We start from the raw sequence: 25,686 nt of genomic DNA on the forward strand, positions 1-25,686 counted from the left end.
GTTAATATAAAGCGTTTATCGAGAGATAATTTTTATTAAAAAATCTATATTTATAATAAATGACAAGTTTTTATACTTACTCACTTATCTCTAGATATTTAACAGTATGAAACATCTATTTCAAAAGGCTGTGTTATTAAAAGTTTCCTATAAAATCATAATATTCTTGAAGCATGTATTCTGTGTATTTCTTTTTTCCCATTAATCTATATATAACATCAAAACTTCTGTATCCTTCTTTATATAATTTATATTCTTTTAGAAGTTTTTTTAACATTCCTTTATTTATTTGTAGGAGATTGACTAATTCATCCAACGTATAAAACTCTTTGTAAAGCAACTTTTCAAGCTTTTGCTGCATTTCCACTTTATACAACAAGTCCAATTTTCTATTCTTGTGAGGTCCACTCTTTCCTCTATGATGTTCTGAACAAAGATATTTAAAGTTCAAAGGGAAATCCACTCCTCCCTGAGATCTATAAACTATATGATGCTTATCCGCTGGTTTACCACATATTTGGCATTTTAACAATTTATTCCCTCCTAATTATATTATAGTGGATTTTTATTATATTTTATATTATTATTATAGCACAGGTTTTATCGTATTACACTTATAAAAAATTATAAAAATGTTATAAGTTTCATATAAAAAGTGTATATTATCTACCTATAAAAATCAAACTATTACTATAGATAATTTACCAATTAACATAGAATTTAATAGGGAGCCATCTTTTTATGCGAAATATTTTTTACTCGATTTTTGTAATAAATGCCATATTGTCCATAGCTGTTATAATGTTGGAAAGAAAAAATCCCGAAAAAACAATTGCATGGCTGTTAATTTTTATAGTTATGCCTCCTTTTGGTTTAATAGCTTACATATTTTTGGGACGAAATTGGAAAAAGCATAAACTTAACAATGAAACAAATGTAAATATAAAAGAATTAATATCTGAAGCTATTAAAAATATAAAAGATACTACTTATGCCCCTTTAATAGAACTTCTTTCTAAAAACAGTGAATCGCCATTATTTACAAACAATTCTATAAAGATCTTCAAAAGCGGAGTTGAAAAATTCAAATATCTTAAAAGGGAATTGCTAAATGCAAAACATCATATTCATATGGAATATTACATAATAAAAAGTGATGAAATTGGAAATGAAATAAAAGATATATTGATAAAAAAATGTTTAAGTGGTGTAGACGTACGTCTCATACTGGATAGAGTAGGTTGTATAGGCCTTGATAAAAAGTATATAAGTGATTTGAAAAGTGCTGGAGTTAACGTGGTCCAATATTCTTACTTTCTAGCACCAATTTTGAAGTACATAAACACCCAGATAAACTATAGAAATCACAGAAAAATAGTAGTTATTGATGGAAAAGTAGGTTTTGTAGGTGGAATAAATATAGGAAATGAATATATAGGAAAGAGTAAATACGGGTATTGGAGAGATACTCATATAATGGTAAAAGGTGATTTTGTTTTGGGACTTCAGGCAGTCTTCGTAGATGACTTTGTTACAATAAAATCTGCTAACAAAGAATATTTCTTTTATGACGGAAACTTCAAGGAAATTTTTCCTGAAATTTCATCAGGCAGAAACAGCAATAAAATAATGCAGCTTGTAAAGAGTGGTCCAGATTCTGAATTTCCTGCTATTGAACAAGCCATTTTAAAGATGATTAGCATGGCAAAGGATCATATTTACATTACAACTCCTTACTTCATACCTACTGAAAGTATATTAAATGCACTTAAAATAGCCTCTTTAAGCGGTATAGACGTACGTATACTATTTCCTGGAAGATATGATCATATATTAGTGTACTATGCTTCAAGAACCTATCTAGCAGATTTAGCTAAAAGTGATGTTAAGGTTTATTTCTATAACAAAAATTGTTTCATTCACTCTAAAACCACATCTATAGATGGTAAAATATGTACCATAGGTACTGCTAATATGGATATAAGAAGCTATCAATTAAATTATGAAATAAATGCTATGATATATGATGAGGATACCACAATGGAACTTGAAGATTTGTTTTTTCATGATCTTAAAAACAGTAAGATAGCTAGTTCTAAATACTTTGATAATTTATCTCTTTTTACTAAATCTTTTGAAGCTTTTTGCAAAATATTTTCTTCATTGTTATAGCCTAAAATTTAAAAACATATATACTCATCAAAAGGGCTGATACACTAATTAATTAGCGTAACAAAGCCCTTATTGACAATTTCACTCAATTTGATTGTTATCTTCTTTAATTAATCCCTTCCTATATGCTATTAAAAGCTTTTCCAAATCAGCTATCTGTTTTGTCAGATCTTTTCCTATGTCTGTATCTTCTACCCTTTTTCTTTTAGTTACATGTTCCAAAATCACCGTAGAAGATAAAATATCTTTGTCCTCTTCTATAGCATTTTTTATAGCACCAAACGGTTCGTGAGAAGTGAGCAGCAATCCATAAGAATTATATATTAGAGTATACCCTGCTATTCCGGTTTCAGGCTGATATGCTTTGCAAAATCCTCCATCTATTACAAGTAATCTTCCGTTTGCCTTTATAGGACTTTCCCCTTCCTTAGTTTTTACTGGAATATGACCATTTATAATGTGAGAACTTTCAGGTGGCAAATTAAATTCTGCCAGTATATTCTTGCACACATTCTCATCATCCCTATATTGGTAATAATAATTCTTCTTTTCATAGTGTGCTATCTTATCATCAATAAAATATCTTTCAAAAGTTGTCATTCTAACTTTTCCAAACACAGGTGAATCCTCTCCACACCACATATACCACATCATATCCATACCATATTTTTTACTATTAGTATTATTTTTAAAGAAAAAAGCATCTCTCGCTAAACGGTCATACCTATCTAAAAGTTCTCTGCCGCTGTAGCTTATTTTTCCTATTTTCACTTCTCTAAAACTACCATCTTTATTCAATGGAATACACCCGTGGTATAAAAGATTTGAATTATATACCAAGTATATACTCCCTTTACCATATAAGAATTTAATATGTCTTTGAAGTTTCTCACTGTTTACAAAAGAACTAGTCAACTTTTCAATTAACTCTTGTTCCCTATCTGTAAGTTTATATGGGTCATTCCAATCTATAGTAGGAAACTTGCTATCATTTAACTTATAATTATGACCATATATATCTATTTCCCATTTTTCTATATCTATTTTATCAAGTAGAAGTCTATCATCCATCTTAAATTCAGGATGCCTTTTTATTATTTCTGCCTCTAATTTAAATTGCATTATAGCTATAGCCTTGTGCATTTTTGCCAGTAAATTAAGTTCATTTTTACTTATATCCTTGTTTAAAGTCTTAGGAATAAAATTCTTACAAGGATCATCTTTATAGAATTCAAGGGCAAAAGTAGCAAGCGGAAGTAAGTTTATTCCATATCCATCTTCAATAGTATGCAAATTAGCATATCTAAGTGATATTCTGAGCACATTAGCTATACAAGCTTCGCAGCCAGCTGCCGCTCCCATCCAGAGCATATCATGATTTCCCCATTGAATATCCACAGAATGATGTTTCATAAGAGCATCCATTATAATTTCAGCTCCTGGTCCCCTGTCATATATATCCCCAATTATATGAAGTCTGTCTACAACTAACCTCTGTATTACATTTGAAATAGCTATGATGAATTCAGGTGCACGATTTATATCTATTATAGTTTTTATTATACCGTTATAATACGCTTGTTTATCTACCTTATCATCCTGGTCGTGAAGCAGTTCTTCTATTATATATGAAAAATCTGATGGAAGTGCTTTTCTCACTTTAGAGCGAGTATATTTTGAAGATACATTCTTACACAATTCAATTAATTGATATAAACTTATTCTATACCATTCTTCCAAATTGTGTTCTTTTTCCTTAATTAATTCTATTTTTCTCTCAGGGTAATATACAAGGGTTGCCAGTGATGCCTTCTGTTCTTCTCTCAATGAATTTCCAAACACATCATCAATTTTCCTCTTTATTACACCAGATGCATTTCTAAGCATATGGGTAAAGGATTCATATTCTCCATGAATGTCACTTATAAAGTGTTCTGTAGCTTTTGGTAAATTCAATATAGCCTGAAGATTTATAATTTCCGTACTGGCACTAGATATTGTGGGATATTCTCTAGATAATAATTGAAGATATCTTAAATCTTTTTCTATTATATCTAAATTATTCTCATCATAGAAAATCATGGTCATTTTCTCCTTTTTAATATATACAATTTATTTAATTTGTAAAAGCAATAATGATATACTATATAATATATTATAGTATATCATTATTAACATGTATAGTACAAATTGCATATTTAGTATAGCATATAATAACACATTTTCCTATTTAAAACTACTAATATCAAGTTCATTATAGTTTATTAAAAAATTCTTTAAATTATCCATAATCACTTTTATTCCCTCTTTGGAATCCGACTCTATATTCAAACACAATACTGGTTCATGAAGAGAAATCCTAAGAAGGAACCATCCATCTCCATTAAGTTTATTACAATTTACCCTAACTCCTTCATAATTATTAGGTGCTTCATTCCATCCATTGATTTTTTCTACATATTTCTTTAAATCACCCAGTATTCTATATCCATAGTCTTTAAAACTACTGTTTAAAATATCAAATCTAAACTCTAAACTTTCAGGTGAAATTTTTAAACTTTTTATTAAGTCCTCTATACTTTTACCTTGTTTATGAAGTTTAGCCATTTTTACTAGTATTTTAGATATCAAATAAGCTCCATCATCTAAAAAGTAATTTTCTTTAAGTGCTGCATGTCCTGAAGTTTCAATAGCCAAGTAGCATTTTTCACCCTGCTCATTTAGCCTTATTCCCTCATTTATTACGTTTCTATAACCTCTTTTGAATCTATGATGTTTTCCACCTAAATTTTCAATAAATTCACTTAATCCATTTGAAGTTACAGAATCAGTTACTATAGTACTGCCTGGATGCTCTTCTAAAATTATAGAAGATATTAAAGCTATTAGGGAATTCCTATTTATCTCCATGCCTCCAGCATCTACAATAGCTGCCCTATCTACATCTGCATCAAATACTATGCCAAGATCTGCTTTATTTTCAAGTACTGCCTTTCTAATAGAATCCATGGCTTCTTTTGCTTCAGGATTAGGAATATGATTTGGAAATCTTCCATCTGGATTAATAAACTGACTTCCTTCAACTTCTGCACCTAACTTTTTTAAAACTTTACTTGCAAAAAATCCCCCTGCTCCATTGCCTGCATCCACAATAATCTTAAACTTGGAAAGAGGCATTTCGTAATCTTCATTTGAATTTATACCTTTCCTAATTTTTTCAACTAATAAATTTGAATATGTGTCAATGAAGTCAACTTTAGAAATTTCTCCTTTATACGAAGGGTATTTTAAGTCTTTCTCCACTGCACTATCTAATATGTATTTTATATCCTCTTTTTCACATCCACCATTTTCAGTGAAAAACTTTAATCCATTGTGATAATAAGGCAAATGGCTTGCAGTTATCATAATAGATCCATCGCATTTATAATTTCCCAGTACAGTAGTCATAAACATAGCTGGGGTAGTACAAAGTCCGCAGTCATATACGCTGCACCCCAAATTTACAAGTTCATTTAAAATAACTTCTTTAATTTCAGGTCCTGACAGTCTTGAATCCATGCCTACTGCAATTTTTATTTTTCCTTTTCTTATATTTTTTTTGTCTTTAAGCCATTTTATAAAACCACCTGCTATGGCTTTTACTTCTACAGCAGTCAAATTAACTTTCTTTTCCGGATTTTCAATTGCAATTCCTCTTATATCAGTACCATTTTGCAATTTATGTAATTCTTCTATCATGTTCTTCCCCCTGTTTTTCTAAAGTTTATATGTAAATTCCTAAATAAAATATTTTTCAAGTTAGAAATATCACATATATATCCTAAGTAAAATTTGATCTTATACTCATAAATATACTGAAGTATGTTCCAACTTAGGATCTCCATATTAATTATATAATAAATGTTTTCCTATAGGTACAATTTATATTCATTTTATCCGATTGCTACTATTGCTAACCCCATCTTTTTCAAAATGGGTGATAAGCACTGCTACGCACCTGGATAAGTTCTTCCCCTAAAGGATAACGTATTCTAAGTGCTAAAGACACTAAGAATACTGTTAATAAGGTTCAAGATGGAGAAAAAGTATTCCTTATAAGCAAACTCCACCTGAACCTAAGAATCACTTGATAATTGATCTTACATATGGAAGTAAAAGTATACTAAAATATACATGATGAATGCAAATATTCTAACAAGAAAATAAACTTATGCGTAGAAATATTTTACAATAAACAAGTACATTTAAATATTTTGCATATAAGTCTTAGTGAAAAATTTGTAAAAAAACTTAGGACTTTTGAATTGTCTGAGGTACGAGTTTTCAAAAGTCCTTGGGTTTTTGCAAATTTTCTACTTAGAATTATCAAAATATTTAATCGTACTTGTGGTTGTAAAAATATTCGCAGCATAAGTTTATTTTTCGTTTAGGAATTCTTTTAGTTATGCTTGTTTTAGCATTTAAGCTTTTTCTACTTTCATTGCCCTCATAGAATTTAATACTGCTATAAGAGCTACCCCTACATCCCCAAAAACTGCTTCCCACATATTAGCTATTCCCACAGCTCCTAGAACTAAAATCACCAGTTTTACTCCAAGGGCAAACACTATATTTTGGAATACTATTTTTTTAGTTCTCTTAGCTATTTTAATGGCAGTTACTATTTTTGAAGGTTCATCTGTCATAATAACTACATCTGCAGCTTCAATAGCAGCATCTGAACCAATACCGCCCATAGCGATTCCAACATCTGCTCTTGCAAGCACAGGAGCATCATTTATTCCATCTCCTACAAAAATCATTTTTCTGTTAGAAGACTTTTCAGTAATTATGTCATTTAATTTTTCTACTTTTTGATCTGGAAGAAGCTGTGCATGAACCTCATCCAATCCTAATTTATACCCTATTGCTTCTCCAATTTTTTTGTTGTCTCCCGTGAGCATTACTGTTTTCTTTATTCCTATATCTTTTAACATTCTAATTGTATCTTTAGAATCTTCTTTTACTTCATCGGATATTACTATATAACCCATGTAAATCTTATCCAGTGCAACATGAATTACAGTCCCAATAACTTCTGATATATCATAATTTATTTTTTCTTTTTCCATAAGTCTGGTATTTCCTGCAATAATTTCTCTTCCATCTATTGCTGCTTTAATACCTTCTCCTGAAATCTCAGCATAATCCTTTATTAGATTTCTATCTATATCTTGATTGTACTGTTTCACTATAGACAAAGCTATAGGATGATTAGAATAAGATTCTACAAAAGCTGCATACTTTAAAACATCTTCATCTGTAAAACCATTAAAAGCTTTTACTTGGGTAACTTTAAATATTCCTTTAGTAAGTGTTCCTGTTTTATCAAAAACTACTGTATCTATGCTATTTAAAGCTTCAAGGTAATTTCCACCTTTTACAAGAATGCCATTTTTAGAAGCTGCTCCTATTCCTCCAAAGAACCCAAGAGGTACTGAAATAACCAGTGCACAAGGACAGGAAACTACTAAAAATACAAGAGCTCTATAAATCCACTTAGAAAAACTTTCTCCTCCCATTAATGGTGGCAATAAAGCTAGTCCTATTGCAAATGCTACAACTGCAGGAGTATAGTATCTAGCAAACTTTGTAATAAAATTTTCTGTAGGAGCTTTTTTACTGCTAGCATTTTCAACTAAATCCAATATTTTAGATACAGTAGATTCTTTAAAGCTTTTAGTTACCTTCAAAGTTAAAACTCCATTTTCATTTATATATCCACCAAGCACTACATCCTCACGTCCTACTTCTTTTGGAAGAGATTCTCCCGTTAATGCAGAAGTATCTACCATAGATTTGCCTTCTATAATTTCTCCATCCAAAGGTATTTTTTCACCTGGTTTTACTAAAATAAGTTCACCTATATTTACATCTTCAGGCTTCATCTTTTTTAATCCTGATTTAGTCTTTACATTTGCAAATTCAGGTTTTATATCCATAAGGTCTGCTATAGATTTTCTTGAATTATTTACTGCCCTATCTTGAAAATATTCACCTATTTTATAAAAAAGCATAACAGCAACTGCCTCAGGAAATTGTCCAATTGTAAAAGCTCCTATACTTGCAATGCACATTAAAAAATTTTCATCAAATAACTGTCCGTGAGAAATATTTTTAACTGCTTTCCAAAGTACATCCTTTCCTATAGCAATATAACTTAAAAGAAAAAGTGTAAGTTCAACTTGAAATGAAAATTTAAATATTATGCCCGTAATATATATCAAAATGCCAACTATTGAGATTATGTCTCCAATTTTTTTACTTTTTTCCTTAGGTTTCTCAACTTTTCTTGATTTCTCATTAACTTCATATATAACTTTTACATCTGGTTCTAACCTTTTAACTATAGATTTTATATTTTCCACAGTATTATTAAACTTTTTTTCATCGTACAACTCGAATTTAAGCTTTTTAGATAAAAAATCCACAGAAGCATTCTTTATTTCAGGTATTTCATTAATTTTGTTTTCTATTTTTGCAGCACAGTGTGCACAATCAAGTCCTTCGAGAATAAATTCCTTTTTAATATACTTATTTTTTGATTTTCTATTATCTTGTAACTTTACTTCCATAGTGTTGTTCATTCTAATCCACCTCCCAGTTATCAGCAACATATGTTCATATGTTTATGTTTTAAGTATAATTTAATTTGCTCTTCTTGTCAACAAAATTTATCTGATGCCTACCTAGCGTAAACTCCCACTTCATTTAATAATTAACGCAAATAAGGCATATAAAAAATAAACTAGTTATTTTTTATATGCCTAAAATTTTTAAGTGCAAATTTAATTATATATTTTTGTAGGTTTATCATCCAAATCTACTTTTTCAATATTTTCTGTATTGGGATTAACAAGAGCCACAGCCTTTTCCCTGCTCAAAGTTACCATAACATTTCCATTAGCTTTATCTATAGTAACATCAGTAGGATATCTACCTACTCTTATTTTTTTTATACTTTTAAAACTTCTCATATCCACTACACTTAAAGTATCCTCTCCTGTATTTGCCACATAACAGTATCTTCCATCATAAGATATACAAAAGTTCTTAGGTTTCCTCCCTACTGCTATAGATTGAAGTATGGTATAATTCTGAAAATCTATTAAAGATATATCATTGCTCTCTTTGTTTGCTACAAGTGCATATTTCTTATCTGGAGTAAATGAAATTTTTGAAGGATGCTTACCTACCTCTAATTTTTTTAAAAGCTTATCGTCCTTAATCTGATAAAATAACAAGAACCCTGTTCCATCCTCATCTTTGGAATTTGAAGCAACTACTACTAGAATTTTACCATCTGGTGAAATTTGAATGTCCTCTGGTTTACCATCTACATTAATTTTACTTATAATTTGATTTGTAACTGTGTCAATCTTACATATGGTTTTATCGCCTGTGATTACAAAATAATAGGATCTATATTCCTCCAGATCTTTAGCCATAGAACTTGACTTATACTGCATTATTATAAATCCACTGCTTAAAAAAAGTACTACTAAAAACAAAATAAAAAAAACTTTAAACCATTTCTGATGAGTCATAGGCACCACCTCATTATATGTTTTCTCTATTTTATTTTGCACCTTTTTTACCATATATATTCTTATTTATAACATTTTTTCAATTTTTAATATATTCATTTATCTGATGGCTACCTACTGTAACACTCCCACTCCTATCAAAGTGGTAGCTAACAGTAGCTACGCCCCTAGATAATTCATCTAAACTTAGTGGAAAAAACGACTATCACCAAATCAAAGATTTGGGATATCTGCTTGCACACAGCGAAAGCGACTATCACCAAATCAAAGATTTGGGATATCTGCTTTTCCCACTAAGTAAGATTCATTGATATATTTCTACTGTAGTTTTAAGTCCAACATATTCTTTTAATATATCCATATCTTTATTAGATAGGGCAATACATCCATAAGTCCAGTCGTATTTAGAACCACCACCATGTATTCCTATTTCCCCTCCAAGTGAAGTATGCCAAGGCGGCTGTTCTTTATTATTTATAGCCCATTCTATTCTGTCATAATTGATTTTACCTATGACTTTCTTATCTAAAGCTTCTTTAGCATCATCTATATTTGGGTAACTTATTCCAAAAAAATAATCATATTTACTTTTAGGATTTATATAACATATGTAATAGGTTCCTTCTGGAGTTTTTAAATCTCCTTCCTTTTCTTTTTTACCTGAGGGAACTCTTCCAAGTCCAACTTTAAACCTTCCAATCAATTCATTATCTCCATAAAGTTCCATTGCTCTTTTTCCCTTATAAATTTTTATTGAAGTCTTTTCCGGTTTTTGCTTTGGAGCTTCAAAAAACAACTTTCCTTTCTCCGCCTGTACGTCTTTTTCAGTTACATTATTTTTAGCTGAAATATTTTTAAATTCATTTTCCCTAATATATCTTTTTATAGATAACCCAGAAATAGTCGCTATTATAGCTATGCCAAAAATCAGAAATACTAATGGGAAAATTACGTGCTTCTTTTTCATAATCATCACTTACCTTTTGTAGTATTTTTATTATATTTTACATTAATTTATCAATCTATGCCAATTATACTCTTAATCCATTCTATTATATTTTTATTTTTCTTGTCCACTTTTTTATACTGCTCCACTCTTTGATTATATACTTTAAACTTATCATTATAATTTTTCACGTCTGTATTATATTGTTCAAGTTGGGTATTATATGCTATAACTGCATTATTCCACTTACTGGTTTCTCCTTGAGACTTTGTAGAATCTACCTGACTCTTCAATTTTTCTAAACTATTTTGCTCTTTTTGGAGGTTATTTTTTAAATTTTGAATTTCATTTTGGCTTTGCTGAATGCTTAAATACATTTCTTTAGTTGTACTATTACTGGCGGAATACTCCCTGCCAGACCTTATATCTACAAATGCTGCTACACAAACAATTAAAAATATTATAATTATGATAGAAATTTCAAGCAAAATAGATTTCAACTTTGATTTTAGTTTTTCCACAGCTATCCTCTCCTACCTTAAAATAGAAAAATACTATTAAGTATATAATACACCGTACATATTATAATATTACTGGCAAGGCAGAGAATATGCTAAAAAGCTGACGACAAAATCTCTTTGCCTTCAGCTTTTTACTACAAAATCATATATAGATAAACACTAAATATTTATTTTAGTATTCATTAAATGTATCCATTACAAGATTTAACTATATCCTCCACCATTGCTTCAAGATTCAGTATATTATTAACTGAAAAATCACAATATTCTTTATAGATATCATATCTTTCATTATAAATTTTTTCTATTTCATTAATTCCTTTTTTTAAAAGAGGCCTCCCTGATATGTCAACATCAGAAATTATATTTTCCAAAGGTCTATCTATAAAAACTACAATTCCGTTCTTTTTCAAATTTTCTATATTGCATTTCCTTTTTATTACCCCACCTCCTGTAGCTATTATAATATTTTTTTCTACACTTACTTCCTCTACTGCCTTTGATTCTAATTTTCTAAAACATTCTTCACCATTTTTAAAGATATCTGGAATACTGCATCCATTTTCAGATTCTATATAATCATCTAAATCTATACATTTTCTATTTAATCTAGAGGCTAAAAGATTACCTAAAGTAGTTTTCCCTGATCCAGGCATACCTATAAGAACTATGTTTTTAGTCTCTGTCTCCATAATTATATCCCTCCCTATTTGTTGTACTCTATTTTAATTAATTCATCATATATTTCATTTATAGTTTCTATCGATATATTCTTTTTGTGCCAAATTTCTTCTGCTGCTACAGCCTGTGCTACAAGCATATATAGTCCATTTGCAATTTTAAGTCCCATTTCTTTACCCATCTTTAAAAAAAGTGTATACTCAGGATTATATATTAAATCTACAGCTGTATTAAATTTGGACAATATGTTTCTATTTATAGGACAATTATTTAAATTAGGGTACATACCACAGGGAGTACAGTTCACTATTATATCTCCACTCTTTATTTCTCTGAGTTTTTCATAAGAAATAATTTCAAAATCACTTTGCTTAATTTTTTCAGGATGCCTGCTTACATAAGTAATATTTGAGGCACCTTCATCTAAGATGTATCTGACAACAGCTTTAGATGCTCCCCCTGTACCAAGTATCACTGCATTTTTATTTAATACATCTATGTGATTCTTTTTTAAAGTAAGACCAAAACCATAGTAATCTGTATTATATCCTTTTAAACTATTTTTCTTAAATTCTATAGTATTTATAGCACCTATATTCTTTGCTTCTTCTGATATATCATCCATATAGTTCATAACGGCAATTTTATAAGGTATAGTTACATTTATTCCCTTGCATCCTAAAACTTTAAAAGCCTCCATACTTTTACCTAAGTTCTGAGGTTCTATTTCGAATAAATTATATTCTCCATTTATACCTAATTTCTCTAAAACCAATTTGTGTATTACAGCTGAATAACTGTGTGATAACTTTTCCCCTATAAGTCCCTGCAAGTTGCTCATATGAATCGCCTCCTTTTTATTTACTATCTAAAAACAATCTCCTTTGTAATTCCCCAAAAGTTTAAAATATGCGCTTTCTTCTTCTATACCATTTAAAGCATACCTAGTATCTTTATCCATAATATTTCCATTAAAATCAATGTAAAAGAAGTACTGCCAGGATTTATTTATTATAGGCCTTGACTCTATTTTAGTCATATTCAAGTTATTTTCATGGAAATACTTCAAAACATTATAAAGAGTTCCTGGTTCATGCGGCAGAGTAATCAATATACTTATCTTGTCACGTTGTTTATCACTTTCTATATTTTTTCCTATTATTATAAATCTAGTGTAATTATTGCTGTTATAATTTATATTTTTTTCTATTATATCAAGTCCATAAAGTTTTGCTGCATTTTTACTTGCTATAGCAGCTTTACTCTTAACATTTTGCTCACTTATATATTTGGCACTTCTAGCTGTATTAAAATAGGGATTTAGCTTCCAATTCTTGTGTTTCTCCAGAAATTTACTACTTTGCATAAATGCTTGACTATGAGAATAAACTTCTTTTATATCGGAAATAGACGCTCCCTTTACTCCTAATAAATTGTGATTTACTTCAATACATTTTTCTCCAACTATGTAAAAGTCATATTCTCCTATAAGATCATAAACCTGTGGGATGCCACCTGTAGAGGAATTTTCAATAGGAAGAACGCCATACTTTATAGCCCCATTTTTTAGAGCTTCAAATACATCTTTAAAGCTTTCAAAGTTTAATGCTTCTGATTCATTTCCAAAATACTCTAACAGTGCTTCATGACTGAAAGATGCTGGTACTCCTTGAAATCCAATTTTAAATAAATCACTATTTTGCCCTTTAGGCTTAATTTCACTACTTTTAGAAGATTGTTTGAATTCTCTTTTTTGTATGTTCCTGCTTATTTCCATAACATTCTTCAAAAAGATTTTAGTTTCATCTTTTATAGACTTATCTTTAAGATTTTTTAAGTTAACCTTTATTACCTCTTCTTCTCTTGATTTATCAAGTATATCCATAGAATTTTCCATTTTATATTCTGCTACTTTGCGAGATACTTTTGCCCTCTTTTCAAAAAGTTCAATCATTTCTTTATCTATTTTATTTATCTCATCTCTTAAATACTCCAAATCTTCCAAAATATCACCTCCATAAGTAATTTAATCTTCCATTAAATTGAGTAGTGAAAGTGCTGCAGCTGCTTCTATTACTGGTACCGCCCTAGGTACAATGCAGGGATCATGTCTTCCTTTTATCTCTAAAAGTGCATCTTTCCTTTTTTCAATATCTACAGTTTTTTGAGCTTTTGATATAGATGGAGTAGGTTTTATACAAGTTCTAAATATAAGAGGCATTCCATCTGTAATTCCTCCTAAAATTCCTCCATTATTATTAGTGTAAGTTTTTATAACATTATTGTCTGATATAAAATATTCATCATTTGCTTCAGAGCCCTTCATTTTTGATATATCAAAACCTTCTCCAAATTCTACCCCTTTTACTGCGGGTATAGAAAATAAAAGCCCCGAGATAGTACTTTCTACGGACTCAAAGAAAGGATCTCCTATACCTGGTGGCAAATTTATAACTCCAGTTTCTACAATTCCTCCTAAAGAGTCTCCTTCTTCTTTTAGCTTTAAAATATACTGCTGCATTTTTTCGCCACAGTTTTCATCTAAAACTGGAAATTTACTTTCAGAAAGTTTTTCTAAACTACTTTTTTCTATAGAAGTGAATTTAAAGGATTTTGGGTCTTCAATTGTACCTATACTCTTTATATGACTACCTATAAATATGCCTTTTTCTTCTAATATTTTTCTGCATAAAGCCCCTGCAAAAACTATAGGTGCCGTAAGTCTACCTGAAAAGTGTCCACCGCCCCTATAATCATTAAATCCTCTATACTTTATTTTTCCCGTAAAATCAGCATGGCCGGGTCTTAAAAGCGAAGCTGTTTTTTCATAGTCTTTAGAATGAGTATTGCTGTTTTGTATAACTGCACAAAGAGGAGTTCCCGTTGCTCTTCCATTAAAATATCCGCTTAAAATTTCAAATTCATCCTGCTCTTTTCTAGGAGTGGAAAGTTTACTAAAGCCTGGTGCTCTCCTTTTCATCTGCTTTCTTATGTATTCTAAATCAATTTCAGTTCCAGCTTTTAGTCCATCTATTACAATGCCTATGGCTTTTCCGTGAGATTCTCCAAAAATTGATAACTTTATTTTATTCCCCCACATTCCACTCATCTATATTACCTCCCAATCGTCTAAAATCTTGCCAAAAACCAGGATATGATTTTTTAACATATTCAGCTTCTTTCATTATCATAGGATTTACACATTTTGAAGATACAACAGCCAGTGCCATTGCTATTCTGTGATCTCTCCAACTTGTAACTTTTCCTCCCTTGAGCCTTTCCTTACCATTTATAATAAGTCCATCTTCTCTTTCTTTTACATCTGCTCCAATTTTATTTAATTCTGTAGATATAGCCTTGAGTCTATCTGATTCTTTAATTCTAAGTCTAGCTGCATTTGTAATTTCGGTGGTACCACTGCTTACAGATGCCAGTGCCGCAAGTACTGGTACTAAGTCAGGACACTGGGATGCATCTATGTACGTTCCATGAGTTTCAGAAGGATTAACTTTTAAAGTATCACCTTTTTCTTCAATTTCAACTCCCATATCTTTTAATATCCGTATTACAGCCTTATCTCCCTGTAGAGAATTCATATTGAGACTAGAGCATATAATTCCATCTCCAAGCGCTCCTGCAGTCATCCAAAAAGCTGCCTGAGAAAAGTCTCCTTCTATACTACAGTTATTTTTTTTATAAGTCTGCTTTCCATTAATTAGAAATTCCCTATAGTCTTTTTTATCCACATAGACTCCAAACCTTTCCAGCATATCCAGTGTAATATCTACATAAGATTTAGATTCAAGTTCTGTGGTAACTACTATTTTTGAATCCCCATCTAAAAGAGGCAGCGCAAACAAAAGACCGCTTATAAATTGAGAACTTATATTTCCCTTTACTCTATATTCCCCAGGCTTTAACTTTCCATTTATAGTTAAAGGTAATTTACCTTGGAAATTTCTATAAAAAATTTTTTGCTTATCAAATATATCATAGTAAACATCTAAAGGTCTTTCTATTAATTTATCTTCTCCCGTAAAAGTTACTTTTTCTCCTAAAGTAGCAGCTATAGGTATTAAAAATCTAATAGTAGAACCAGATTTAAAGCAGTGTATATTTGAATTTTTCATTCTAATAACAGAATTTCCTGTTACATTTAAAGTATGTTTATCTCTTTTAATATCTACTCCCAAAGCTTCCAAAGCACTACAAGTAGCTTCTATATCTTCTGAAAAATCTACATTTTTTATATTGCTTTCCCCTTGGGCTAAGGCAGAACATATGAGTGCCCTATGACATACACTTTTAGAAGGAGGAACTTGTATTTGCCCTTTAAGTTTAGTAGGCTTTATAGATACATATTTCATAAACTGCTCCTTTTCCATTTATTTGATTAGATTTTCAGGAAATAAAAAATTAGCTGCTTCAGACAATTTAGTATTTCTTATTTTGCTCTTTCCTGCTTCTTCAACCATTATTAAATTAATTTCATTTTTATCTGAAGATTTTTTATCTAGTGCTATGGTGTCTACTAAAACATTTTTATCCACACCCTGTATATAAACCGGAAGCCCATACTTTTTTAAAATATTTACCATATAAGAATAAGTACCCTCTTTAGTAATAGAAAGCTCTTCCGTTCTTCCTGTTATATATGCCATACCAATGGAAACTGCTTCTCCATGACTATATTTACTGTAATTATAATATCTTTCAACGGCATGCCCCAACGTGTGTCCAAAATTCAGTAGCATCCTATTCCCTAAATCTTTTTCGTCTTCTTCTACCAATTGCTTTTTTATGCTGCAGCATTTATATATTATATTTTCTATATTGTTCAAAGCCTCTTCTTTGCTTTTATAGGAATTTAGATCTTCTAAAATAGTTTTATCTTTTATAAAACCATACTTTATAACTTCAGCCATTCCATCACTAAAAAATCTATCACTTAAAGTTTTAAGCACCTCTGGATCTATAAATACAGCATCCGGGTGATAAAAATTCCCCACTAGATTTTTTCCCCAAGGAAGGTCCACAGCTACCTTCCCACCTATACTGCTGTCTACTTGTGCCAAAAGTGATGTTGGTATTTGAACATAACTTATCCCTCTCAAATAAGTAGCTGCTGCAAAGCCTGATAAATCTCCAACTACCCCTCCTCCAAGAGAAACTATTACATCCTTTCTCTTTATCTTCAATTCACACAAATTTTCATATATTTTCTTTAGCATATCCAAACTTTTGCTTTTTTCTCCCGGTTCTATAGATATGACATTTACTTTAAATCCATTATCCAAAAAAGATTGCTTCAATTCTTTCATATATAATCGTTCAACATTTTTATCCGTAATTACAACTAAAGTTCTCCCCTCATAAACTTGCCGTAATTTTTTTCCTATGGAAGTTAAAATTCCTCTTTCCATATAAATTTTATATTGTTTCTTTTTAAGATTTATATTTATAGAAATTGTATTCATCAAAATCACTATCCTTATCCTTTAACTAATTCTTTTCTACTTGAGGATGCTTTTTCAAAAATATTTTTTATGGAATCTACATCTTTAGATATTATAGCTTTTTTTAATAAATTAATACTTTCTTCAAACTTTTCTATTTCTTCCACTAATATATCCGAATTCATAGTAAATAGTTCAGTCCATAGTGAAGTGTTAATTTGGGCTACTCTAGTTGCATCTCTAAAGCTTCCACCTGTAAACGACTTTATGTTTTCTTCATTCTGATCCTGTGAATTCATAAGAGATACAGCTATAACATGAGGAAGTTGACTTGTAAAAGTAATTACTCTATCGTGCCTTTCGGGACTTATACAAGTTACATTGCTGCATCCTATTTTTCTAGCCATTTTACCTATTAAATTAATACCTCTAGAAGTATTTTTAGCTGTAGGTGTTATTATATAATTTGCATCTTTAAAAATATCTTTAGAAGCTCCTGCAATACCTTTAAATTCATTTCCTGCCATAGGATGTCCTGGTACAAACTCCAAGCGCTCTGGCAAGAATGAATTTATTTCACTCACCACACACTGTTTTATACCTGATGTATCCGTTATAATAGCCCCACTTTTTAAATATTTAAAATTGTCCTTTACAAATTTAACTGTATCCTTAGGATAAAGAGCAATTATTATAAGATCAATTTCCTTTAAGAAACTTCCTCCTCTCTCGTAGCCTCTATCTATAATCTCCATATTTAAAGCACTTTCAAGTGTATTTTTATCATTGTCTATTCCAATAACCTGTTCAGTGTTTAGTGGCCTTAGGGCCATGGCATAAGAACCGCCAATAAGCCCCATTCCCACAATTGCTACCTTAAGTTTAAAATCAGAATCATCCAATCCATATTCCCCCTGTCCTAGAATTTTTACACATTTACAGTATCATATGCTTTATGAATTGTTTTTCCTGGAATTTTGCTTATATCGTTCATAAGCTGTTCGAATACTTTTGGTTTTATGGATTGCTGTCCATCACATTTTGCATTAGCAGGATCATTGTGTACTTCTATCATAAGTCCGTCAGCCCCTACTGCCACTGCTGCCTTAGCTAATGGCTCTACCATCCACCAAAGTCCTGCAGCATGACTTGGATCCACTATTACTGGAAGATGACTTAATCTTTTTATGGCAGGAATAGCACTTAAGTCTAAAGTATTTCTTGTATAAGTTTCAAAAGTCCTTATTCCTCTCTCACAAAGTATTACATTTTCATTTCCTTCAGACATTATATATTCTGCGGACATCAAAAGCTCCTGAATAGTAGCAGAAAGTCCTCTTTTTAAAAGAATTGGCTTATTTGTTTTACCTAGCTGTTTTAAAAGCTCGAAGTTTTGCATATTTCTTGCTCCTACCTGTATTACATCCACATCCTCTACAAATTTGTCTATCATATCCGCAGACATAATTTCAGTTACTATAGGAAGCCCTGTTTCCTGCCTTGCTATTTTTAAAAGGTCTAATCCTCTAGTTCTGAGACCTTGAAAGCTGTAAGGCGATGTTCTTGGCTTAAATGCCCCACCTCTTAAAAATTTAGCACCACTTTTTTTTACATCTTGTGCAATTTTTACAATTTGCTCTTCACTTTCAACAGAACACGGTCCTGCTATAACAGCCAGCTCATCCCCACCTATAGAAGCATTTTTTACTTTTATTACAGTGTCATCCGGATGAAATAACCTATTGGACAATTTGTAAGGCTGCTGTACCTTCTCAACATTTTCCACAAATTCATTAGCTCTTATTTTATCTGCATCCACTTTTGTAGTATCTCCAACAAGTCCTAATATAGAACATTCTTTTCCATTTATTACATTCACTGTTACGTCATTCTCACTTTCAATTTTTTGTTTAAGCATGTTTATCTCTTCCTGTGTGGTTTGTGGTCTCATAATAACTATCAATTTCTAGTACCTCCTAAAATTTTATATCTTAACTTCTATGCTAGCTCTAGAAGTTATTTACCTTGAAATTTTAATTAATAATATAAAAAAGGCAGGGCTCCTAATGAGCTCTGCCTAAATTAATCAAATACATTTTGTGTACGTAAAATTATTCAATCATGTATCTACAATTATATTACTCATTAGAAAAGGATTCAATTTTTTTGAGAAGCAAAAGTAACTAGCGCTAAAATAAAAATAGCCCCAGCTAAAAGTAAAGTTAAAATAATATTTTTCACTTATTGCTTCTATTTCCTTTCTAATGATGTTTTTCATTAAATTTCCCCTCCATTGCAAATAATGCCACTAATTTTATAAATTAATTCTTAATCTATTTGTTCTCAATTATAGCATGTTTATTCCTTATGTCAACAGTAAGTTTCCAATTTTATTTATTTTTATCGTATAAAATATGAAAACTTTGCTAAAACTAATGGAAAATTATTTTAAACCATAGTATAATTAAATTAAACATTTTTTTAATATTATTAAAAATAATTATATTATATAAAATTTATGTGAATTTAAAATGTTATTTTTAAATATACTATAATTTCAGGAGGAAAGAGCATGAACACGTCTAAAAAACTGATCTTTGCTTTTTTTATGTCAGCATCTCTTATGAATAGTAAGGGCTTGGTAAGTACTGTATATGCTGCTGATGTACCAAATATGAGCAGTAGTGCTTATACTGCTGTTGGAAATATATTTGCAAAATCAGGATACACCGGGCAATGTACCTGGTTTACTTATGGAAGAGTACTTGAAAAATTAGGAATTGCACTGCCATCACAATTTTACGGTAATGCAGTAGACTGGTGGTATGCAAATGCCAGTTCAAACGTATACCCTTATGGCTCAGAACCTAAAGCAAATTCCATAGTTGTATGGGGTGGCGGTCCACATGGATATGGACACGTTGGCTTTGTGGAAGAAGTAAGTGGAGATACTGTATATTTTAACGAAGGAAACTTCAATATAAGAGGAAATTATGACGGAAGTGAAAAAACGCTTTCAAAAGAGGCTATAAAAAATAGAGGAAATTTGTACCTTAAAGGATACATATATGTAGGCGATGGCAGAAAGTCTATTCCAGCTAGCAATCCTTCGCCTAGCAATAACAGTAGTTCAAATTCAGCCCCTGTTACTAATATTTCCAAAACAGGAATTGTTAACATTTCAAATAGCAGTTCCACATTGAATGTAAGGAATGGGGCAGCTACGTCCTTTGGCGTTATAGGAGGATTAAAGAAAGGACAATCCGTTGCTATAGTAGGATCAGTTGGAAGTTGGTATAAAATTAAATATAATTCTTCTTACGGATATGTGAGCTCTTCTTTTATAAGTGCAAGCTCACAAGCTAGTCCTAGTAGTCAGCCTTCTTCTAATTCGGAAGCACAATATTTATCTCCAGCTTCTGCGAAATCAGGTTATGTTAAGCTTAGTGACAGTTCATCATCTTTAAACTTAAGAACATCTCCAGGAGGTTCTGTAATAGGATCGCTTGCTAATGGTACTGCTGTAAATATATTAGGAACTAGTGGAAGTTGGTATAAAGTAACTGCAAACGGAAAGTCAGGATATGTTTCTTCTAGCTATATAAGTAATTCACAGTCCATAGTAGCAACTGCTGCAAGCGTTCAGTCTACAACTTTGAAAACTGGTACTGTAACATTAAGTAATAAGTCTTCAGTATTAAACTTACGAAGTAACCCTTGGACTGGTCGTATTGTATCCACTCTATCTTCTGGAACCAAAGTAACCATAACAGGCACAGATGGGCGTTGGTATAAAGTAACTGTTGGTTCCTTAACAGGATATGTTCATTCAGATTACATCAAGTGATTCTTAGGTTCAGGTGGAGTTTTCTTATAAGGAATACCTTTTCTGCATCTGAACCTTATTAACAGTATTCTTAGTGTCTTTAGCACTTTAGAATACGTTATCCTTTAGGGGAAGAACTTATCCAGGCGCGTAGCAGTGCTTATCCCCCACTTTGAAGAAAAGCAGATATCCCAAATCTTTGATTTGGTGATAGTCGCTTTCACAGAGTGCGATGGGGGTGTTAGCAATGGTAGCGATCGGATAAAATAAAAAAATAATATTGTGTAGAACTATCTACACAATATTATTTTTTTATTGCCAGAAAAACATTACTTTTCTTTATTTATTTTCATTTTCATTTTAATATTTAATTTATTCATTAAATAATTTTTATCTGTTCCATCATCAGGAAAAATAACATAGCTGCATTTAAGATCATACTCACTATACTTTTCATTCATAATTTTTATTTTATTATAAACACATTCCATCTGATGAACAACTGAAACAACTTTTCTGTAATTACAGTCTGGAACTACACTTATAAACGTAGATAATCCGTATTTCTCAAATAAATCTGGTACCTTAAAAAGACTTCTCAACTTTTCATAAACCAAATCAAGTAAAATAAGATAACTGTCTTTTACTTCTATTTTCTCTTCTTGTTCTGTATAGTATTTTTTTACTAAGCTTACCATAATAATTGAAAGCTTTTTATTTTGTGACCCACATTTCATGATTTGTCTGGCAATATACTCCTGAAAATTCAAGTATACTATTTCTTCTGGTCTATCTGAATTTCTACTAGATTTTATGAGTTTCATTATTCTTTTAACTAAATTTTTACTATTGAAAGGTTTTAATATATACTCTGAAGTACCTGCTTTTATGCCTTTTATAAATGCTTCTCTAGAATTTAATTTTGTAAGTATCATTACAGGAATGTTTAATTTTTTAGCCTTTATCTTTTTAAGTACTTCAAATCCATCTTCAGTGCTTAATCCCACCTCAAGTATTATCAAATTTATTTCTTCTTTTTTATCATATAACCTATTAAAGAACTCAAAGGAATTTCCACATTCATATACCCCAATTCCAGCATCTTCTAATACGCGTCTCACCCTATATCTTACATATATCATATCATCTAATATTATAACTTTGTTCATAATTATTCATCCTATAACATCAATATTTTAACCATCCCTTTTATTAAAATTAATTTTTCCATATTCTATTTATCGTCCACTACTACTATTATTTTATATGTATATTACACTAAAGGTTCATTTCTCATATCATTCCACCATCTACCGTTATTATCTGTCCTGTTATGTAGGCAGATGAATCACCTGCCAAAAAGCATACAGTTTTTGCTATATCTTTACATTGTCCAAATTTACCCATAGGTATATCTTCGATTAAACTTTTCTTCTCATCCTCTTTTAACCAGGAGTTCATTTCCGTATCAATTACCCCTGGTGCAACTGCATTTACCCTTATATTCGAAGGTGCCATTTCCTTTGCAATAGATTTTGTAAAAAGATTTATAGCTCCTTTAGATGCAGAATAAATGGATTCACAGGCAGCACCTACATTTCCCCACATAGAAGAAATATTTATTATAGATCCTGATTTTTTAGAAATCATATGTTTTAATACAGAGTGAGAACAGTTAAGTACACCCTTTAAATTCACATCTATAATAGAATTCCACTCATCTTCTTTCATATCTACAAAAAGTCCTATTTTAGAAATTCCTGCATTATTAACAAGTATATCTATTTTCCCCATTTTACTTAATGCATATTGCACTATTCTTTCAGCATTACTATATAAACTAACATCCCCCTGTACTACCATTCCTACCGAACCGGCTTGTTTTATCATATCCAAGGTTTTATAGGCTTCTTTCTCATCTTTTTTATAATTTATTACTACATTTGCACCACATTTTGCTAAATTTATAGCAATACTTCTTCCTATTCCTCTAGAAGCTCCTGTTACTATTGCTACTTTTCCGCCTAAATTTTCCATAATGATTTTATCCTTCCTACATTAACATAAAATTTACTTTTCAATTAATATTATACATTAAATTTACTTAAAATGTGAAGAAGCTCCTCAGACCCACTTGCATTTCTCATAGTATACAAAGATATGTCCCTATTTTCATTTGCTATTTCATCTATATTATCTGATATATCTACGGATGCTTTAGTTCCATCATTTGATGACTCCACTATAATACACATTATTTTAGTTATTACTAAAAAAGACTCATCTATATTTTCCATAAGCCCACAAACCTTTTTTAATACAGATTCAAATCTCATTCCATCCTCTTCATAATCTTTGCTTATGTCCACCATTTTTCTGTAATCCGACAAAATATTTTTCTCTAAAATTTTCAATACACTTTCAGCTGATTTGGAGAGTTTTTCTACCGATTTTAAAGCACTTTTTACATTTAATTGTATATTACTTACCATATCAGAAGATTGCATAGCTAATTTTCTTACCTCTTCTGCCACCACCATAAATCCCCTGCCATATTCGCCAGCCCTTGCGGCTTCTATATTGGCATTTAATGCTAATATATTTGTTCTATCTGATATAGTTTTTATTTCTTCAGCCATTATAGAAATATTTTTTACTACTTTCACATTTTCCAGTGCATGTCTTAATTCATTACTATACTGTGTATAATAATTTTCAAAGTCATGCTTTGAGCTTTCCGTATCTTTTTTAATATTTAAAGCCCTTTCCCTTATGTTTTTTGCAAGAGCCAAGCCTTGATTTGCCTCTTTTGCTGAGTTTTTTATTTCATGCTTTATATTTGATATCTTTTGGTTCACTTCTTCTATAGAAGATAAGTTCTCCTGCATATTAGAACATATTTGTGAAGATTCATCTGAAACCAACTTTATTTCCGAATGCGATTTTTCAAACATTTTATTTACATTATCCGCAGCTTCCAAAGCTTCTCCGCTTTTTAGTTTTACTTGTTCTATAATATACTTTATTTCATTCATTGCATAATTTAATGCTGAAGCCGTATCTCCAAATTCATCTCTTTTGTCAATTTGTATTCTGTAGTTTAAATTAAACTTTGATAATTCCAGGGCATACTTTCTTATTTTATGAAGTGGTTTTTTTATAGTTCCAGCTATAAATAACCCTATAAAGAATCCTATCAAAATAAATAGAACAGTTATCATAATTATTTTGTATTTTAACATATTTACTTCACTAAATATTTCACTCTTATCTATAGTAAGCCCCAGCGACCAATTTAAGTCAGCTATTGGTGCATAGGCCATAAACATATCTTCATTATCTTTTTTATAGTATCCCGAGCCACTTTTACCCATTATCATATTTTTTTCTAAAATTGACAGTTCACTTAAAGAATGATCTTTTTTTTCATCTTCTATAGTATTATCTTTATTTAGCACCAGTTTCAAATCCTTATGTGCTACCTTAACCCCTTCCTTATTTATTATAAAACAGTATCCGCTTTTACCCAGTTTTTCATTTTGAACTAATTTATTTAAACTTTCCATACTTACATTTGAAAATAATACTCCTACAACTTTTTCATAAGAATCTTTTATTGGAACTGCCACCGCCATTATCTGCTGCCCATCCGTATTCATCACTGGATCTGAAATAGACATTTTCCCACTTAACGCATTTTTAAGGTAGTAATTCTTGGTGTCCTCTAAATTAGCTTTAGTCTTTTCACCAGTTTGCATATAAATCATACCACTTGAATCCATCACATTTAAGTTCACATATCCTAATTGTTTTGCTCTCATCTTAAGAAGAGGTGTCTGTATTGAAGTATTCATGGATTTTATAATATCATTTGATGCTAACTCTTCAATTGCTTTAACATCCTGTTTTAAAGTTGCATCTATGAGTTTAGAAGACTCTATTGCTCTACTTTCAAGCGAAAATTTTATACTATCTTCCATAGCTCTATAAGCACTGTAATAAGATGTTATTCCTAATATACTGCATATGAATATTATAAGTATTCCAATCTCACAAACTATTTTCACTCCCACACTGTTTAAAAAAGATAGATTAAACTTTTTCTTCTTACCAAAAAATAACTTTGAGGCACTTAAAAATAATTTTTTTAACATAAAATTCCTCCAGTATATAAATTTACATTAATCATATCTTTTATTTTAATGTGGTATTTTTAAGCTGTTGTTAAATAGAACTTTTTTTAACGTAAATTTAACCTATGATAACCAACATGGATATTCCAATGAAATTTACAATAATATATTTGAATTGGCTTTTTTAATATGATATAATTGTGATAATTTAAAAGGGTCGGATGAAAATAATGGGATTAAATTTTTAAACCGTTATTAGACGAACCTCTGGAGAGACTCTTATGAGCACCGAAGGGGAAAGCCAAAGTTGGGTGAAACTCTCAGGTACAAGGGACAGAGGATTTTATACAAAATGATAATTA

General features: G+C 30.6%; 21 protein-coding genes and 1 riboswitch. Of the genes, 2 read left to right on the forward strand and 19 right to left on the reverse strand.

What is annotated here, in order from left to right; all coding sequences use genetic code 11:
• Window positions 1-136 precede the first annotated feature (136 nt).
• Window positions 137-532, reverse strand: a complete 396-nt coding sequence (locus CLJU_RS14320) for an HNH endonuclease (RefSeq protein WP_013239541.1) — start codon at window positions 530-532, stop codon at window positions 137-139.
• Window positions 533-741: 209 nt separating this feature from the next.
• On the opposite strand from CLJU_RS14320, the gene cls reads away from it, so the two are divergent.
• Window positions 742-2,172, forward strand: a complete 1,431-nt coding sequence (cls, locus tag CLJU_RS14325) for a cardiolipin synthase (RefSeq protein ID WP_013239542.1) — start codon at window positions 742-744, stop codon at window positions 2,170-2,172.
• An 81-nt stretch (window positions 2,173-2,253) separates the two neighbouring features.
• Here the strand turns inward: cls and CLJU_RS14330 are convergent, their stop codons facing one another.
• From CLJU_RS14330 to CLJU_RS22645, 15 genes are all read right to left on the reverse strand, one after another.
• Complete coding sequence (locus tag CLJU_RS14330) at window positions 2,254-4,254, reverse strand: fructose-bisphosphatase class III (RefSeq protein WP_013239543.1); 2,001 nt, start codon at window positions 4,252-4,254, stop codon at window positions 2,254-2,256.
• Between the two features lie 144 nt (window positions 4,255-4,398).
• Window positions 4,399-5,913: a phosphohexomutase domain-containing protein gene (locus CLJU_RS14335; protein WP_013239544.1), complete on the reverse strand. Its 1,515-nt coding sequence runs from the start codon at window positions 5,911-5,913 to the stop codon at window positions 4,399-4,401.
• Window positions 5,914-6,635: 722 nt separating this feature from the next.
• Window positions 6,636-8,801, reverse strand: a complete 2,166-nt coding sequence (locus CLJU_RS14340) for a heavy metal translocating P-type ATPase (RefSeq protein ID WP_013239545.1) — start codon at window positions 8,799-8,801, stop codon at window positions 6,636-6,638.
• Between the two features lie 201 nt (window positions 8,802-9,002).
• Complete coding sequence (locus tag CLJU_RS14345; protein WP_013239546.1) at window positions 9,003-9,761, reverse strand: YncE family protein; 759 nt, start codon at window positions 9,759-9,761, stop codon at window positions 9,003-9,005.
• 304 nt (window positions 9,762-10,065) lie between these two features.
• Window positions 10,066-10,728 carry a L,D-transpeptidase family protein gene (locus CLJU_RS14350; RefSeq protein ID WP_013239547.1) on the reverse strand — a complete coding sequence of 221 codons (663 nt, stop codon included), beginning with the start codon at window positions 10,726-10,728 and terminating at the stop codon, window positions 10,066-10,068.
• A 50-nt stretch (window positions 10,729-10,778) separates the two neighbouring features.
• Window positions 10,779-11,228, reverse strand: coding sequence for a hypothetical protein (locus CLJU_RS14355; protein WP_013239548.1), 450 nt, complete (start codon window positions 11,226-11,228; stop codon window positions 10,779-10,781).
• 182 nt (window positions 11,229-11,410) lie between these two features.
• On the reverse strand, window positions 11,411-11,920 hold the full coding sequence (locus CLJU_RS14360; protein ID WP_013239549.1) for a shikimate kinase: 510 nt from the start codon (window positions 11,918-11,920) through the stop codon (window positions 11,411-11,413).
• 14 nt (window positions 11,921-11,934) lie between these two features.
• Entirely contained in the window at window positions 11,935-12,750 is an 816-nt protein-coding gene (aroE, locus tag CLJU_RS14365; protein WP_013239550.1) for a shikimate dehydrogenase, read from the reverse strand.
• 27 nt (window positions 12,751-12,777) lie between these two features.
• Window positions 12,778-13,914, reverse strand: a complete 1,137-nt coding sequence (pheA, locus tag CLJU_RS14370) for a prephenate dehydratase (protein WP_013239551.1) — start codon at window positions 13,912-13,914, stop codon at window positions 12,778-12,780.
• Between the two features lie 21 nt (window positions 13,915-13,935).
• Window positions 13,936-15,018 (reverse strand): chorismate synthase, encoded by a 1,083-nt coding sequence (gene aroC, locus CLJU_RS14375; protein ID WP_013239552.1) that lies wholly within the window; start codon window positions 15,016-15,018, stop codon window positions 13,936-13,938.
• Window positions 14,996-16,276, reverse strand: coding sequence for a 3-phosphoshikimate 1-carboxyvinyltransferase (gene aroA / locus CLJU_RS14380; protein WP_013239553.1), 1,281 nt, complete (start codon window positions 16,274-16,276; stop codon window positions 14,996-14,998). The genes aroC and aroA overlap by 23 nt, the downstream gene beginning before the upstream one ends.
• A gap of 18 nt (window positions 16,277-16,294) precedes the next feature.
• On the reverse strand, window positions 16,295-17,386 hold the full coding sequence (gene aroB / locus CLJU_RS14385; protein ID WP_013239554.1) for a 3-dehydroquinate synthase: 1,092 nt from the start codon (window positions 17,384-17,386) through the stop codon (window positions 16,295-16,297).
• Window positions 17,387-17,400: 14 nt separating this feature from the next.
• On the reverse strand, window positions 17,401-18,267 hold the full coding sequence (locus CLJU_RS14390) for a prephenate dehydrogenase (RefSeq protein ID WP_013239555.1): 867 nt from the start codon (window positions 18,265-18,267) through the stop codon (window positions 17,401-17,403).
• A 26-nt stretch (window positions 18,268-18,293) separates the two neighbouring features.
• On the reverse strand, window positions 18,294-19,328 hold the full coding sequence (aroF, locus tag CLJU_RS14395; RefSeq protein WP_023162006.1) for a 3-deoxy-7-phosphoheptulonate synthase: 1,035 nt from the start codon (window positions 19,326-19,328) through the stop codon (window positions 18,294-18,296).
• Window positions 19,329-19,484: 156 nt separating this feature from the next.
• The gene (locus CLJU_RS22645; RefSeq protein WP_013239557.1) at window positions 19,485-19,643 is read right to left on the reverse strand and encodes a hypothetical protein; all 159 of its coding nucleotides are present in this window, start codon (window positions 19,641-19,643) and stop codon (window positions 19,485-19,487) included.
• 294 nt (window positions 19,644-19,937) lie between these two features.
• Between CLJU_RS22645 and CLJU_RS14400 the strand changes: the two genes are divergently transcribed.
• Window positions 19,938-21,212, forward strand: a complete 1,275-nt coding sequence (locus CLJU_RS14400; RefSeq protein WP_013239558.1) for an SH3 domain-containing protein — start codon at window positions 19,938-19,940, stop codon at window positions 21,210-21,212.
• Window positions 21,213-21,520: 308 nt separating this feature from the next.
• On the opposite strand, the gene CLJU_RS14405 is transcribed toward CLJU_RS14400, so the two are convergent.
• The 3 genes from CLJU_RS14405 to CLJU_RS14415 form a co-directional block, all read right to left on the reverse strand.
• Window positions 21,521-22,360 carry a response regulator transcription factor gene (locus CLJU_RS14405; RefSeq protein ID WP_013239559.1) on the reverse strand — a complete coding sequence of 280 codons (840 nt, stop codon included), beginning with the start codon at window positions 22,358-22,360 and terminating at the stop codon, window positions 21,521-21,523.
• Window positions 22,361-22,484: 124 nt separating this feature from the next.
• On the reverse strand, window positions 22,485-23,228 hold the full coding sequence (gene ymfI / locus CLJU_RS14410; RefSeq protein WP_013239560.1) for an elongation factor P 5-aminopentanone reductase: 744 nt from the start codon (window positions 23,226-23,228) through the stop codon (window positions 22,485-22,487).
• Window positions 23,229-23,278: 50 nt separating this feature from the next.
• Window positions 23,279-25,345, reverse strand: coding sequence for a methyl-accepting chemotaxis protein (locus CLJU_RS14415; RefSeq protein WP_013239561.1), 2,067 nt, complete (start codon window positions 25,343-25,345; stop codon window positions 23,279-23,281).
• 236 nt (window positions 25,346-25,581) lie between these two features.
• Window positions 25,582-25,671, forward strand: a riboswitch (glycine riboswitch).
• Window positions 25,672-25,686 lie beyond the last annotated feature (15 nt).

It is taken from the genome of Clostridium ljungdahlii DSM 13528 (assembly GCF_000143685.1).
GTDB lineage: Bacteria > Bacillota > Clostridia > Clostridiales > Clostridiaceae > Clostridium_B > Clostridium_B ljungdahlii.

Bases quoted from the DNA above. Each gene is read 5' to 3' on its own strand.
- cls (WP_013239542.1), top strand. From the start codon at position 742: ATGCGAAATATTTTTTACTCGATTTTTGTAATAAATGCCATATTGTCC.
- CLJU_RS14330 (WP_013239543.1), bottom strand. From the start codon at position 4,254: ATGATTTTCTATGATGAGAATAATTTAGATATAATAGAAAAAGATTTA.
- CLJU_RS14335 (WP_013239544.1), bottom strand. From the start codon at position 5,913: ATGATAGAAGAATTACATAAATTGCAAAATGGTACTGATATAAGAGGA.
- CLJU_RS14340 (WP_013239545.1), bottom strand. From the start codon at position 8,801: ATGAACAACACTATGGAAGTAAAGTTACAAGATAATAGAAAATCAAAA.
- CLJU_RS14345 (WP_013239546.1), bottom strand. From the start codon at position 9,761: ATGACTCATCAGAAATGGTTTAAAGTTTTTTTTATTTTGTTTTTAGTA.
- CLJU_RS14350 (WP_013239547.1), bottom strand. From the start codon at position 10,728: ATGAAAAAGAAGCACGTAATTTTCCCATTAGTATTTCTGATTTTTGGC.
- CLJU_RS14360 (WP_013239549.1), bottom strand. From the start codon at position 11,920: ATGGAGACAGAGACTAAAAACATAGTTCTTATAGGTATGCCTGGATCA.
- aroE (WP_013239550.1), bottom strand. From the start codon at position 12,750: ATGAGCAACTTGCAGGGACTTATAGGGGAAAAGTTATCACACAGTTAT.
- aroC (WP_013239552.1), bottom strand. From the start codon at position 15,018: ATGAGTGGAATGTGGGGGAATAAAATAAAGTTATCAATTTTTGGAGAA.
- aroA (WP_013239553.1), bottom strand. From the start codon at position 16,276: ATGAAATATGTATCTATAAAGCCTACTAAACTTAAAGGGCAAATACAA.
- aroB (WP_013239554.1), bottom strand. From the start codon at position 17,386: ATGAATACAATTTCTATAAATATAAATCTTAAAAAGAAACAATATAAA.
- CLJU_RS22645 (WP_013239557.1), bottom strand. From the start codon at position 19,643: ATGAAAAACATCATTAGAAAGGAAATAGAAGCAATAAGTGAAAAATAT.
- CLJU_RS14400 (WP_013239558.1), top strand. From the start codon at position 19,938: ATGAACACGTCTAAAAAACTGATCTTTGCTTTTTTTATGTCAGCATCT.
- CLJU_RS14405 (WP_013239559.1), bottom strand. From the start codon at position 22,360: ATGAACAAAGTTATAATATTAGATGATATGATATATGTAAGATATAGG.
- ymfI (WP_013239560.1), bottom strand. From the start codon at position 23,228: ATGGAAAATTTAGGCGGAAAAGTAGCAATAGTAACAGGAGCTTCTAGA.
- CLJU_RS14415 (WP_013239561.1), bottom strand. From the start codon at position 25,345: ATGTTAAAAAAATTATTTTTAAGTGCCTCAAAGTTATTTTTTGGTAAG.